Source organism: Alteromonas sp. 1_MG-2023 (genome assembly GCF_030547075.1).
Lineage (GTDB): Bacteria > Pseudomonadota > Gammaproteobacteria > Enterobacterales > Alteromonadaceae > Alteromonas.
Genome location: NZ_JAUOQH010000002.1, coordinates 1 through 13,472 on the forward strand (window position 1 = coordinate 1; position 13,472 = coordinate 13,472).

Sequence of the window (13,472 nt, forward strand, 5' to 3'; positions counted from 1 at the left end):
TGCACAGCCGAAGGCTGCCCGTAGGGTGAGCGCCATGGACGGCGCGAATGAATCCCTCCCTCTCCGCCAAGTTCTAAAAAACCGCACATTGTTGCGGTTTTTTTTATGGGTAAAAGAAAATACATAGCTTTAAATACCAGCTGCTTCAAACCACGTATATCTCACTCACGTTTAATTAAATAAATTTCATGATTTAATATCTTAAAATTTGGCGTGTAGGGCGCTTTAAGCCTTAGCTATCAATGCCCCAATGGTGCAGGCAGCTGTGAGGTAACACTATATGAAAATTATCTGGTTAATAGTAAAGCAACTCCCTGAAAGTTTTTCTGATCTTCCTCTGTCTATAGTTTGTAGTAAGCTTTTATAAAATTATTACATTCACTATGACTAATATTGTCGTCTGGTCAGGTTTTAAGAAAGTGTCAGAAATATAGTATTAGATGCTTTTGAGTCAGTCGCATGATGGTCATATATTTCAGCTAAAACGAATAACCAAGAGCTTTTGTATACTAGGGGCATTGTATAAATGTACACGGCCTTATACATTGGCGATTCAGTTTCACTGATAATGATGAATTGGGATCAAGGTATAGTGTTATTGATGTATGCTGATTAATACTCATTACAATGCTAATACTAAAAAGTGAAAACTAAAGTGAAATGCAGCGAGAGTTTGTTTCACCCGCTGACGAAAAAGAATAAATACAGAGGAAAGTTATGCAGGCGATGAGTACGCTCAATTTGAGTCAGGGTAGTGTTGAGCAAAAGCGTGAGGAAATTAAAGCGTATTTTACAGATTCGTTTGATACCTACGAGAGCCTATTTACTTGCCTAGCAAGTGATGAGGCTTATTTCCAACGAGCGGAAAAGCTACGCCATCCGCTTATTTTCTATTTTGGCCACACGGCTACCTTTTTTATCAATAAACTCATTCTTGCCAAAACCATTTCTGAGCGTATTAACCCAAGATTTGAGTCATTATTTGCCATCGGTGTAGACGAAATGAGTTGGGATGATCTCAACGATGAGAACTATGCGTGGCCAACAGTCGATGAAGTAAGTCAATATCGCCGCCAAGTTCGCGACCTCGTGTTATCGGTAATAGAAACTCTCGACTTTTCTTTGCCTATCAATTGGGAAAGCCCGATGTGGCCTCTTGTGATGTGTATTGAACATGAACGCATTCATTTAGAAACGTCATCGGTTCTTATTCGCCAACTACCTATCAACCTTGTGAATACAGACAGTGAAAACTGGCCAAGGTGTACGGTATCATCTGACGCCCCAAGCAATACACTGATTAATGTGCCAAGTGGCGACGTGACGTGTAACAAGCAGTGGGATGATGCATTATATGGATGGGACAATGAATATGGTCACCATCAGGCAAACGTTACGGAATTCAAAGCCAGCCAGTTTGTTGTCAGTAATGGTGAATTTTTAGCGTTTATAGAAGCAGGCGGTTACGAAACCCCTGATTTTTGGGAAGAAGAGGGGAACAAGTGGCGCGAGTATACCAAAGCAGCGCACCCGACCTTTTGGGTAAAGACTGATAACGGTTATTTGTATCGAAGCATGCTAGAGACTTTTCCGTTACCGCTTAATTGGCCCGTGGATGTGAATTACCATGAAGCCAAAGCTTTCTGTAATTACAAAAGCGAGCAAACGGGTTCGTTAATTCGTCTTCCAACTGAAGATGAATGGCTACGTTTACGTGAGTATGCGGGCGTGACCGAAAATACGTATTCAGATGGTTACAATATTGCGTTAAGTAAGCACGCGAGTAGTGAACCGGTTGATGTTAACCAATCGGGTGATTTTTACGATGTGGTTGGTAACGTATGGCAGTGGACTGAAACGCCTATTTATCCATTTGATGGGTTTAAAGTGCACCCCTTGTACGACGATTTCACTACGCCTACCTTTGACAATAAGCACAACCTTATCAAAGGTGGAAGCTGGATATCTACGGGGAACGAGGCAATGGCACAAAGCCGCTATGCGTTTCGCCGTCACTTTTTTCAACACGCAGGCTTTCGCTATGTAGAAGCTGCGCTACCCATACAGGTAAATGATTTGGATTACGAAAGCGATACACAGGTATCTCAGTACAGTGAATTTCATTACGGCGACACTTATTTCAATGTTGAAAACTTCGCTAAAGCAAGTGCGCAGTTTTGCTTAAGTCATATGCCAGAGGGTAAGGGCGCTAAAGCGTTGGACTTAGGCTGTGCAGTAGGTCGCTCATCGTTTGAATTAGCCACCTATTTTGATCACGTAGACGCTATCGATTTTTCTGCTCGATTTATTAAAACGGCAGTCGCCATGCAAGAGCGTGGTGAAATTCGTTATAACCTTATTGAAGAGGGCGAACTTACGTCATTTAAAGCGCGTAAGTTAAGCAATATGGACTTAGCGGAGAGTGCAGATAAAGTACATTTTGCCCAAGGTGATGCGTGTAATTTGAAGCCGCAATTTACAGGCTACGATTTAATCTTTATGGGTAACTTACTTGATAGAGTGTATAGCCCTAAAAAGGTGTTAAGCGATGTTACTGCAAGGCTTAATGCTGGCGGCTTGCTGGTAATTGCTTCACCATTTACGTGGTTAGAAGAATACACAGAGCGAAGTGAATGGCTAGGCGGTTACAAAGATGAGAACGGTGAAACCCTAACATCTACCGAAGCTTTGGAAGCAACTCTTAAAGACAGTTTTGACCGAGTAGGGGAACCGACAGAAATTCCTTTTGTTATCCGCGAGACAAAGCGTAAATATCAGCATACGCTGTCTGAATTTAACGTGTTTAAAAAGCGCTAAAGTGCAGTATGAAGTGTCTTTTGAATGTAAGGTTTTTAACAGGGTGGTAATGATTGAAAGCCTCTAAGCGATGTTCAGAAGCCGCTACTGATGAAAGCTTCGCTTCAAATACCGCTGTTAGAGAACAGGTTGCCGAGATCGACAACCTGTTTTCTGCGCAACTTCATCAATTTTCAACGCTTTGGAATACGCCACTTCACTTTAATAAAAATCACGATGAAAATGCCGGTAAAAAGCACGATGAAATTGACGGAGAAATTGACGGCGATAATACCTACGAAATTCAAAGACAAAACAACGATACTAGCCGCTTAAAGTTTTCGTCCATATCTTCTCGCTTTCCTCATGCTTCAGAAAACGCAGTGAGTATGTGGATAGCGGATATGGATACAGCGCCATCAAAACACATTGCCCGAGCTATCTCGACATTTGTTTCTTCGCAGTATGGATATCAGTCAGTAAATATTGGTGACGTTGTGTCAGCGCGTTACGCTAAACAAAATACCATTATAGCTTCCGATTCAGTAGTGGGTACGGCAAGTGTGATGGCGGCAGTCGATACCGCATTAAAAGTATGTACCCGTGCTGGCGATAAGGTAATGGTACTTTCGCCGACCTATGGTCCATTGCGAGAAAGAATAAAGGCGCAGGGTCTTGAAATTGTTGATATTGGTGATACAAATAAAGCCGATGTAGAACAAAGCCTAATGTCTGTCAGCCAACTTAATTCAAATTGTACCGCGTTCGTGCTCTGTCACCCGAACAACCCTACAGGTACTGTGCTTAGCGAACAACTTCAAAGTGACATTGCCGATTTTTGTGAAACCCACAATATCACCCTTATTCTAGATGAAGTACACAGTGAGTTTGGCTTTATAGATGCTAGTGCTAGTTCTAATAATGCTGACACGAGTATTACGGTAGTTGAACCTAAAGCTATTAGACCCTTTGCAATAGGCAATAAAACTGCACAACGCACTATTATCCGGATAAACAGTGCCGGAAAAGCATTTAACTTATCTGCGATCCCCGGGGCATCATATGCCATTATTGCGGATGAGAATTTGCGAAATCGTTTCGCCAGAGAAATTGATAATTGCCACCTTGAAGCTTCACCGGTAGCGAAAATAGCGTTAATAGCGGCTTATGAAAACGCCGATGATTGGTTGGCAATAGTATTAAAGGCCATTGCGTTTAATCGGCAGTACACAGAAGCACTTATGAATGTACTTAGTCCAACCACACCTTTCACGTTGGGTGATGCAGGCTATTTTTTATGGGTGAACTTGAAACAGCGCTTTTCCAACAATATGTTTGAAATCGCGTGTAAGCGCGGTGTTATTGGGGTAGATGGTGCAAGTTTTAACGCACCTGGCTACTTACGCCTAAACCTAGCTTGCCATCCCAGTGCAATAAAAGCGGCGTTATTACGATTATTTACTGGCTAAGCCTAAACCAAAGCCAAAGCCGCTAGTTAGACGTCTCTATTTTTCGGTTATTAGATGTGTGCTGCTAACCCCTTAGCCCAACTCTAAATCCACTCTAACCCCATTCTAACCCCATTCTAATCTCACCTTCACCCCCTATAACTTTACCGAGAGTACGACTAAATTTTATTCATTCTCAAAAAGCGAACGATAGGTGCGACTTTCGCTAATTTTATCTCGCCATTTAGTTACTACAATACTCTGTATTGAAAGCTAATCATCGAATACATGTTTTTGTGGTAGTGAAAAAACGCTGTTCGAGGTAAGGATTTAAACATGCAATACATTCGTAAAGGTAACGAGCGCGGCCAAGTGAACCTTGGCTGGCTTAATAGTAAACATAGTTTTTCATTCGGCCAGTACTATGATGCTAATCATATGGGGTTCTCAGTACTTAGAGTATTTAACGACGACATAGTACAACCGGGTAGAGGGTTTGAAATCCATGGACACCGAGACATGGAAATTATCTCGTTTGTCGTAAGCGGTGCGCTAAAACATAAAGACAGTACAGGCAACGATTACACTATTCCGGCAGGCGATATTCAAGTAATGAGCGCGGGGAAGGGAATTCAACATTCGGAAATGAATGCCTCTGAAGATGAGGAAGTTAACTTTGTTCAAATATGGATAGAACCCAACGTAATGGGCGTTGAACCTGCCTACTTACAGAAGTCAGTCAGTAAAGAAAAGGGGATGGAGCTGCTTGTTAGTGAAGACGGACGAGATGGTTCTTTAAAAATAAACCAGCAGGCACGTATCAGTAAACTTGCCCTTAACAAAGGGGAAACCCACGACTTATCCGTAGGTACTGTCCGTGCATTTGGTGCTGGCTACCTACATGTTATTGAGGGAGAAGTTACGGTTAACAATGTGCAGTCAGATAAAATGCTGCGGTTAACCAAAGGTGATGCGATAGGGTTAGGCGAAAAACAAGAAATAGTCGTCTTAGCTAATGACGATTCGCTCGCACTATGGTTTGACCTGCCTGTAGCCAGTTGATATGAATTAACATGAACTAATTGTATTTTATTTGAACGGTTTGCTTTATTTAGGATTATTTTCACACAATTGCTTACCACAAATTGACACTCATAAGTTTACGTAACGGGTAGTCGTGGTATGATACAACTGCATGATTGGTAAGTAACTGGTGGAATTCACCACGGTTACGGATCTTTTTTGTTTGAAAGCAAACCGTAGTCAGTGAGATACATGTGATAAAAATAATCCTAGCAGATGACCATGATTTGGTCAGAAGAGGGATCCGCCGAATTCTGGAAGATGTCGTAGATTTTTCAATCATAGCTGAAGCTAAAAATGGCGAAGATGCCGTACAGTTGTGTCGAAAAAACGCACCAGATGTGGTACTCATGGACGTAAATATGCCCGGCATTGGCGGGCTAGAAGCTACCAAACGCATTGTGCGGATGTCAGAGAACACCCGCGTGATATGTTTATCTATGCATAAAGAAAGCCCCATTCCTATGCAGGTAATGAATGCAGGCGCATTTGGTTTTTTAACTAAAGATGCTGAACCTGAAGAAGTTATTCGGGCCATTCACAAAGTGGTTGCTGGGCAAAAGTATATCGATAGTGAAGTTGCGAACAGCATTGCCATCGATAAGCTTTCCCCTAATTCAGACAATCCATTTAACGACTTATCCGATCGAGAGTTAAGTATTGCGCTTCGCCTTACCAAGGGCAAGCGAGTACCTGATATCGCGAGTGAATTAAGTATTAACGCAAAAACAGTCAATACATACCGGTATCGTATGTTTGAAAAGTTAGGCGTAACCACTGATGTGGAATTAACCCACTTAGCACTTCGCCATAAACTCATCGATTCGAATTTGCTCTAGCCTTCTATGTCTGCATTTGATTCCGCAGCGTTTCTTAAAAATTTAACTTCTCAACCTGGCGTTTACAGAATGTATAACGCCCAGGAAGAAGTGATTTATGTAGGTAAAGCAAAGAACCTTAAAAAGCGTGTTTCCAGCTATTTTCGAATGAATGTCGATAATGCAAAAACACGCTCATTGGTCATGCAAATTGCCAATATGGATGTCACCGTTGTTAATAGCGAAACAGAAGCCTTTTTGCTAGAAAACAACTTCATCAAAAAATACAAACCACGTTACAACGTGGTCATGCGTGACGACAAATCTTACCCCTTTATATTCTTATCTGATCACCAGCATCCGCGGTTATCATTTCACCGTGGTCCGCAAAAGAAAAAGGGCGAGTACTTTGGGCCTTATCCCAGTGCAGGAGCGGTACGAGAAAGTTTGCGGTCTATGCAGCGTATTTTTCCAGTACGCCAATGTGAAGACAGTTACTATCGCGCTAGAAGTCGCCCCTGTTTGCAATACCAAATGCAACGGTGCAGTGCGCCTTGTGTTGAAGGCTACGTTAGTGACGAAGAATATAACGAGCAGATAGACCTCGCCAGGCTATTTCTTAAAGGTAAGAATCAACAAGTTATTGGTACCTTAGTTGATAAAATGGAAAAGGCCAGTGAAGCATTAAACTTTGAAGCGGCAGCCCGTTATCGCGATCAAATCAATACACTTCGTAAAGTACAAGAGCGCCAATGGGTAGCCGGTACTCAAGATGAAATGGATGTGTTTGGTTTTGCAGTAAAAGGCAACATGGCGTGTATACAGGTGATGTTTATCCGTGACAGCCAGCTTTTGGGCAGCAAAGCGTTTTTCCCTAAAGTACCGAATACGGCTGATGAACAAGAAATTTTCGAGTCATTCTTACTGCAGTTCTACCTAGCAGGTAACAAACTTATACCTAAGCAAATGGTATTTGCCAGTGCGTTGTCCGATGAAGAGGCTATTGCCGATTTACTCAGTGGTGAAGCTGGATACCGAGTTAATTTCTTTAAAGGTGCGCGTGAAGAAAAACGTCGCTACCTAGAATTAGCTCAGGCCAACGCAGAAACCGCATTAGAAGCCCAATACGGTGAACAAAAATCGGTATTTGCTCGTTATCTCGATTTAGAAAACGCCCTTGAATTAGATACGCCGTTACAGCGTATGGAATGCTTTGATATTAGCCACACCTCGGGTGAGCAAACCGTAGCATCTTGCGTGGTGTTCAATCGTGAAGGGCCATTAAAAAGTGATTACCGCCGTTACAATATTGAAGGTATTACTCCAGGCGATGACTATGCCGCCATGGCACAAGCCCTTAAGCGGCGCTACAAATCAGTAAAAGAAGTACAGAAGATACCTGACTTACTACTTATTGATGGCGGTAAGGGCCAGTTATCTCAGGCCGAAACCTTCTTCGCAGATTGGCCTCACGATAAAAAGCCAATGTTATTGGGTGTAGCAAAAGGCACTACTCGTAAACCAGGGTTAGAAACCATCTTTTTAGCCGACACCCATGACACTGTACCCATGGAGAGTCATTCACCGGCCCTTCACCTTATTCAGCATATTAGAGATGAGTCTCACCGTTTTGCGATTACCGGCCACAGAAATCGCCGTCAAAAGGTTAAAACCACCTCAAGTTTAGAAACTATACCTGGGGTAGGGGCTAAACGTCGCCAAACACTGTTGAAATACATGGGCGGACTGCAAGGGCTTAAAAAGGCCAGTAAAGATGAAATAGCAAGTGTACCGGGTATTAGTAAAGAGTTAGCTGACACTATATACGATCACCTTCATCTTTAATCTCATCCAATACGCGCATTAATACGTAAATTGCGGTAATCTGTTAAAAATTGAAAGCTTATAAAGCTGCGCTAAACCCGCCTAGTAATAGGCAAAAATTTTGAGATGTATTTATGTGGACGGTTCCAAATTTAATTACTCTATTCAGAGTGATCCTTATTCCTGTATTTGTTGGTGTTTATTTTCTTGATTGGCGCTGGGCCCATGAAGCGGGCGCATTTATTTTCTGGCTTGCGGCTATTACTGATTGGTTCGATGGTTACTTAGCTAGAAAATTAGAGCAATCCACACCTTTTGGTGCTTTTTTAGATCCTGTCGCCGATAAGCTCATTGTCGGGGCTGCATTATTAATGATTACCCACAGCTACGGTAGTTTATGGATAACGATTCCTGCAATTGCATTGTTAGTACGCGAAATTTATGTTTCTGCGCTAAGAGAGTGGATGGGACAAAATGGTGTTCGTGAAGCCGTAAAAGTGTCATTTATAGGTAAAGCAAAAACAACCGTACAAATGTTAGCCATTATTGGGCTGTTGTCTGGGCTTGAATCTTTTATGGGCATCCCACTTTATTGGGTAACCTTGGGACATATTTTACTTTATATTGCCGCAGTGCTGTCAATTTGGTCAATGATTGTTTACTCACGTGCAGCGTGGCCGCACCTAAATGCGGGTTTAAAAGATAAGATCTGATCGTCTATTGAACAATGTGAATAAAAATGTAGCAAACGATCACAAAATTGCATATTTCCTTGTTTTTCGTATTGACACTTTCAGCGTTACAGGTAGAATTCACCGCACATTTCGAGACGGCAACGACGAAACGAAATGTAAGACTTTAAATGCGGGAATAGCTCAGTTGGTAGAGCACGACCTTGCCAAGGTCGGGGTCGCGAGTTCGAATCTCGTTTCCCGCTCCAAAGTCTAGTATTGCGGCGGAATGGCAGAATGGCTATGCAGCGGATTGCAAATCCGTGGATCTCGGTTCGACTCCGGGTTCCGCCTCCATAATGCGCTAAAGCAATATTCAGGTATCTACGCCTGACACCCCAACCGAAAGGTTACCCCGATGCCCGGGTGGTGAAATTGGTAGACACAAGGGATTTAAAATCCCTCGTCAGTAATGACGTGCCGGTTCAAGTCCGGCCCCGGGCACCATTTATCTATTCCAAAAGATTCTATAAGACTAAATAAGACAACAACTACAGTAACTTAGGCTATTCTTCCGTCTTCGGTAGTCTCTATTGGTCTTGAGTAATCTGCGATTTTTAGTAACACTAACTGTAACAACAACGAAATGTTACAAAAACGGTGTTACAAAAACATGCCTCGGAACGTAACCGCACTCAACGCAACTCAAGTTAAACAAGCAAAACCACAGGAAAGGGAATACAACCTAGCTGATGGTAAAGGCTTAGCTTTGCGCATTAAGCCTAATGGCTCCAAGCTATGGCTTTTTAACTATACTCGCCCTTTCACTACCCGCCGCAGTAATATTGGTATCGGCTCTTATCCAGACGTTTCTTTGTCTGAAGCTAGAGAAGCGCGAGAAGCCTTCAGAAAACTCCTAGCTAAAGATATTGATCCGAAGGAACATAAAGATAAGGAAAGAGACAAAGCCACTCTAGCTACAGAATCAACATTTAAGAAAGTAGCACAGCAGTGGTTTACCATACATGCAAGCAAAGTATCAGAAGGAACGTTGAAGAATATAAAGCGTTCATTTGATAATGATGTCTTTCCGCTTGTAGGAAATGTTCCAATTGCGCAATTAACAGCGCCCAAAGCGATAGAGGTGCTAAATGTCATTATTGGTCGGAACAGTCATGAGATTGCCCGCAAGGTAGCTAGGCGAATGAATAGTGTTATGACATATGCCGTGAATGCAGGCATTGTTCACCACAATCCATTAATTGGTATAAAAGAGCTAATACCTTCAACGAAAGTTAAACACCAACCAACTATATCTCCCGATGAATTACCAGAGCTAATGAAAGCTCTAAGATATTCACAAGCTAAAATAATTACACGTTGCTTAATTGAATTTCAATTACATACGATGGTTCGCCCTGGCGAAGCGGCTGAAGCCAAATGGTCAGAAATCGACTTCAAAGAAAGTATATGGGCTATTCCTGCTGATCGTATGAAAATGGATAGGCCTCACTTGGTACCGCTTACCCCTCAGGTTTTAGAACTTTTGGAATTAATTAAACCTCTAAGTTTTCATCGTGAATATATATTTCCCTCTCACATTGACCCCAAAAAACCTGCCAACAAGCAATCAGCAAACAAGGCTTTGCGTGATATGGGTTTCCGTGGCCGCTTAGTTGCACATGGCATGAGAGCGCTAGCAAGTACCACACTGAATGAGGAAGGCTTTGATCATGATGTTATCGAGGCTGCACTTGCCCACAAAGACGAAAATGAAGTGAGAGCCGCATATAACCGCGCGCAATATCTAGAACGCCGCCGGTCAATGATGGAGTGGTGGTCAATTCGAATAGTTAAAAGCGTTTAATAGTAGAGGTAGATATGTCAGTAGATGATAATTACGTGAAAGCAATGAACTTTCTTCAAGAGAGTATCCAAATTTTAAATGTTGATGGTTTGAGTGAGCTTTCTGAAACAGAAATTGAAACATTTTTTATTGAAAGGGCCTCTACTATTTCTTTTCCAAAAAAAGAATTTGATTCAATTGTTGATGGTTCCGATTTTGATCCAGCATTTGAAATAATTAGCTACTACGCTGATTCAATCGATGGGCTTTCCCGTAAACAGTTCTCAATTGTTTGGTCCTTAATGGAAAACCTATTCTTTTTAGGTAGGACAGTTGGAGTTGCTAAAGGGTTAACCGATAAGCATGAGACTTTGAAAGAATATACTCGATTTATTAAGCGTAAAATACAACCTGACACTATGGCGAAAGATCTTTACGCCAAAGCTGGCGCCAAGAAATTTCTCAAAAGCCGTGAAGCTGCATTTAGATGGATGAATGAAACATTACATGAAAACCCTAATATATCTAAAAATCGGCTGGCAGCGATGCTCGAGGCTAAAAGTAAGGAAGAAGGTCTTATTTTCGGAAGGGTAATTCCAGAAGGAACAGCAAAAGATTACGCAAGAAAGTGTATAAATGACTTTCTTCGAGGGGTTGAATAGAGCTTCCAATAGTTGATAGCGCTATTCAAGGGTTATAAGTAAATTCTAAATTAGTTTTAATCACCAAAGTCCAATGAGACATAACAAGACATATATAGGTGATTAAATGACTACCCCAAACTACAAAATTATTCGTTTTGATGAAGCAGCTAAAATGGTGGGTAAAGGGCGCTCAACCCTTTGGCATGACATAAAAGAGCGGCGCTTTATCCCCCCTCTAAGCTTAGGCTCACGTTCTTCAGGCTTTATCGAGTCTGAGGTTCAAGCAATGATCGCCGCCCGGGCTGTTGGCTTTACGAATGAGCAAATCAAGGATTTGATTACGAAGTTAATGCTTAAACGTAAAGAAACTGCAAGTCGCCTTCTAGATACCATTGCGGCTTAAGGGGGAAGTATGACAAACCACAATGAAAAGATTAAACCAATCTTAAAAAGCAAAGAGTTTGCAAACTTGATTGGTATCCATGAAGACAACCTTCGCAAATCTAGAAGCACCGGCTATCTGCTAGGCCGTAAAGCACCAGCTCACGTTAAATTAGGCAGAATGATTAGGTACAAGCGCGAAGACATTATTGCTTGGATAGATGAAGCACGTGTTGAGGTGGCCGCATGATAGACACGTTCCCAATGCTAGAACCTGAAGCTTTAAAGCTCGATCACCCCCATTCGAAAATTTGCCCTGTGAGGAAGCAGTTATGAACAAGCAAAAAAAAGCTGCCCCGACAGGCAGCGAATTTAAACCGTTAACCAAGACTAATATCGCGGAAAACAAGAGACCTTACAAGGTTGAATTAGCACTCAACTCAATTCTTCACAACGGGCCACGAGGAATCACGCAACCAGAGGCATTTACTAGCTATCGAGAGTCGTGTTTACACACCACGATAAGCTCTCTTAAGCATGAGAAAGGAATTAATTTTATTTCTCAGCCTGATTTTAACACTGTGGTTTACTTTAACCAGAAGCCGTTTAGCCGTTATTGGTTGGCTAGTGATAAAGACAGAGTGAACGCCCTTAAGCTTTTGAATGCTTATAGGTCTAATCGTGGCCTTACAAAGGTCAGTTACGAAGCCTGGCACAAACCAGATTATAAAGCAGCGTAGCCGTTATGGTTACCCTTTATCGGGTAATTTTTTACCCATTCTAGGGTAATCGTGCTGGGGAGAATGTTGTGCCAAGAGATAAAATATATACTGTCTGTCCTGAGAAAATTTTCCTCTGTACCCAAGTCATTGAGCTTAGTAGCCTTTTAGATGCAGCGATTATAGGTGACCTATTTTATTGGTTAGCAAAAGGTGAGAGGCCATGGAGAAAAGCTGAAGATTACGCAGAAATGTTCAAAGTAGATGCTAAGACGATACTGCGTCACTTCGATAGGTTAACTGACGAACTTAAATATTTAAGTAGAAAAAGGACCAGGTTAAATAATGGCAAGTATGGAGCTTACAAGTTCAGTCATAATCAAACTAAGAGTTCAAAAGCCTTGTTGTCTATTTATAAAGGAATCTTACAAAATTCTGATATAGCAAATGACTTTGGGGAGTTTAATCAAGAAGAACCAGAGTACAAAGAGGTGCCAAGCATTCAGCTTTTACATATTGGTTCGATTACAGAGCTGAAGTGCTACAAATCCTCTTACCTATTGGGGCGACTATGTTGGGCTGAGGTGGCTAGAGGACAGGAAGAACTGTTCTTTTCTAGCAAGTCGCATTTTGCAAGCTGGTCCGGTTTGCAGCGAAAAACCGCGATCAGGGTGCTGGATAAGCTGAAAGTAAAAGGGATTGTTGACTACGATTGTTCGGATGAGTCATTAGTAGTGAGAACGCATAGCTGCCGCTTACATGACTTTTTCACCTCTTATATGGATGAAAAGCAAGAAGTCCGCAAAGAAAACCTAATGAGCCTTGTAGCATAGACAAAACGACGAGCAATTAACCACTGGTCAAAATGTCCTTTGGTACTGGTCAAAATATCCTTTGGTACTGGTCAAAATATCCTCTGGTATTGGTCAAAATGTCCTATAGAACAGTTTCTTTGTAATAGTTTCTTTGTAACAGTTTCGTAGTAATAGCTGGCCGACTTTTTTCAAAAGTTCGGCGCAACTAAAAATAACCTACATACAACTAGCTGGTGGGTTTGTGCTGAAGCTTTAGTTGGCAAGCATCTTTTACCCACTCAGAGAAAGCCTGGTTAGTTTTGGCTCTGTCTTCATCAATTTTGGATAGAAGATCATCTTCAAAACGAATTTGCTTTCTTGTTGAACCTAAGCGTTCAAAACTTTTTTTGTTTTTATCTTGCATTGGTACGTACCGCCTGATACTTTT

13 protein-coding genes and 3 tRNA genes are annotated in these 13,472 nt (G+C 41.8%); 15 read left to right on the top strand and 1 reads right to left on the bottom strand.

Annotated features, from left to right (window positions below; genetic code table 11):
* Nucleotides 1-717 precede the first annotated feature (717 nt).
* From ovoA to Q4561_RS02030, 15 genes are all read left to right on the top strand, one after another.
* Nucleotides 718-2,817, top strand: a complete 2,100-nt coding sequence (gene ovoA, locus Q4561_RS01960) for a 5-histidylcysteine sulfoxide synthase (RefSeq protein ID WP_303457183.1) — start codon at nt 718-720, stop codon at nt 2,815-2,817.
* Between the two features lie 53 nt (nt 2,818-2,870).
* On the top strand, nt 2,871-4,265 hold the full coding sequence (locus Q4561_RS01965; RefSeq protein ID WP_303457185.1) for an aminotransferase class I/II-fold pyridoxal phosphate-dependent enzyme: 1,395 nt from the start codon (nt 2,871-2,873) through the stop codon (nt 4,263-4,265).
* A gap of 315 nt (nt 4,266-4,580) precedes the next feature.
* Nucleotides 4,581-5,306 carry a pirin family protein gene (locus Q4561_RS01970; protein ID WP_303457187.1) on the top strand — a complete coding sequence of 242 codons (726 nt, stop codon included), beginning with the start codon at nt 4,581-4,583 and terminating at the stop codon, nt 5,304-5,306.
* Nucleotides 5,307-5,521: 215 nt separating this feature from the next.
* A complete protein-coding gene (gene uvrY / locus Q4561_RS01975) occupies nt 5,522-6,166 on the top strand; it encodes a UvrY/SirA/GacA family response regulator transcription factor (RefSeq protein WP_303457189.1) in 645 nt (214 codons plus the stop codon).
* A gap of 6 nt (nt 6,167-6,172) precedes the next feature.
* Nucleotides 6,173-7,990: an excinuclease ABC subunit UvrC gene (gene uvrC, locus Q4561_RS01980; protein WP_303457191.1), complete on the top strand. Its 1,818-nt coding sequence runs from the start codon at nt 6,173-6,175 to the stop codon at nt 7,988-7,990.
* A 113-nt stretch (nt 7,991-8,103) separates the two neighbouring features.
* Nucleotides 8,104-8,682, top strand: a complete 579-nt coding sequence (gene pgsA / locus Q4561_RS01985) for a CDP-diacylglycerol--glycerol-3-phosphate 3-phosphatidyltransferase (protein WP_303457193.1) — start codon at nt 8,104-8,106, stop codon at nt 8,680-8,682.
* A gap of 151 nt (nt 8,683-8,833) precedes the next feature.
* Nucleotides 8,834-8,909, top strand: a tRNA-Gly gene (locus tag Q4561_RS01990).
* 14 nt (nt 8,910-8,923) lie between these two features.
* A tRNA-Cys gene (locus Q4561_RS01995) sits at nt 8,924-8,997 on the top strand.
* A 63-nt stretch (nt 8,998-9,060) separates the two neighbouring features.
* Nucleotides 9,061-9,147, top strand: a tRNA-Leu gene (locus Q4561_RS02000).
* A gap of 166 nt (nt 9,148-9,313) precedes the next feature.
* Complete coding sequence (locus Q4561_RS02005; RefSeq protein WP_303457195.1) at nt 9,314-10,507, top strand: integrase domain-containing protein; 1,194 nt, start codon at nt 9,314-9,316, stop codon at nt 10,505-10,507.
* 14 nt (nt 10,508-10,521) lie between these two features.
* Nucleotides 10,522-11,148, top strand: coding sequence for a hypothetical protein (locus Q4561_RS02010; RefSeq protein WP_303457197.1), 627 nt, complete (start codon nt 10,522-10,524; stop codon nt 11,146-11,148).
* Nucleotides 11,149-11,254: 106 nt separating this feature from the next.
* Complete coding sequence (locus tag Q4561_RS02015) at nt 11,255-11,533, top strand: AlpA family transcriptional regulator (protein WP_303457199.1); 279 nt, start codon at nt 11,255-11,257, stop codon at nt 11,531-11,533.
* Between the two features lie 9 nt (nt 11,534-11,542).
* On the top strand, nt 11,543-11,761 hold the full coding sequence (locus Q4561_RS02020) for an AlpA family transcriptional regulator (RefSeq protein ID WP_303457202.1): 219 nt from the start codon (nt 11,543-11,545) through the stop codon (nt 11,759-11,761).
* Between the two features lie 82 nt (nt 11,762-11,843).
* Nucleotides 11,844-12,251: a hypothetical protein gene (locus Q4561_RS02025; protein WP_303457204.1), complete on the top strand. Its 408-nt coding sequence runs from the start codon at nt 11,844-11,846 to the stop codon at nt 12,249-12,251.
* 68 nt (nt 12,252-12,319) lie between these two features.
* Nucleotides 12,320-13,063, top strand: coding sequence for a hypothetical protein (locus tag Q4561_RS02030; RefSeq protein ID WP_303457206.1), 744 nt, complete (start codon nt 12,320-12,322; stop codon nt 13,061-13,063).
* Between the two features lie 208 nt (nt 13,064-13,271).
* On the opposite strand, the gene Q4561_RS02035 is transcribed toward Q4561_RS02030, so the two are convergent.
* Nucleotides 13,272-13,448: a DUF3950 domain-containing protein gene (locus Q4561_RS02035; protein WP_303457208.1), complete on the bottom strand. Its 177-nt coding sequence runs from the start codon at nt 13,446-13,448 to the stop codon at nt 13,272-13,274.
* Between the last annotated feature and the right edge of the window lie 24 nt (nt 13,449-13,472).

Bases quoted from the DNA above. Each gene is read 5' to 3' on its own strand.
- Q4561_RS02025 (WP_303457204.1), top strand. From the start codon at position 11,844: ATGAACAAGCAAAAAAAAGCTGCCCCGACAGGCAGCGAATTTAAACCG.
- uvrC (WP_303457191.1), top strand. From the start codon at position 6,173: ATGTCTGCATTTGATTCCGCAGCGTTTCTTAAAAATTTAACTTCTCAA.
- Q4561_RS02035 (WP_303457208.1), bottom strand. From the start codon at position 13,448: ATGCAAGATAAAAACAAAAAAAGTTTTGAACGCTTAGGTTCAACAAGA.
- pgsA (WP_303457193.1), top strand. From the start codon at position 8,104: ATGTGGACGGTTCCAAATTTAATTACTCTATTCAGAGTGATCCTTATT.
- Q4561_RS01970 (WP_303457187.1), top strand. From the start codon at position 4,581: ATGCAATACATTCGTAAAGGTAACGAGCGCGGCCAAGTGAACCTTGGC.
- Q4561_RS02005 (WP_303457195.1), top strand. From the start codon at position 9,314: ATGCCTCGGAACGTAACCGCACTCAACGCAACTCAAGTTAAACAAGCA.
- Q4561_RS02020 (WP_303457202.1), top strand. From the start codon at position 11,543: ATGACAAACCACAATGAAAAGATTAAACCAATCTTAAAAAGCAAAGAG.
- Q4561_RS02010 (WP_303457197.1), top strand. From the start codon at position 10,522: ATGTCAGTAGATGATAATTACGTGAAAGCAATGAACTTTCTTCAAGAG.
- Q4561_RS02015 (WP_303457199.1), top strand. From the start codon at position 11,255: ATGACTACCCCAAACTACAAAATTATTCGTTTTGATGAAGCAGCTAAA.
- ovoA (WP_303457183.1), top strand. From the start codon at position 718: ATGCAGGCGATGAGTACGCTCAATTTGAGTCAGGGTAGTGTTGAGCAA.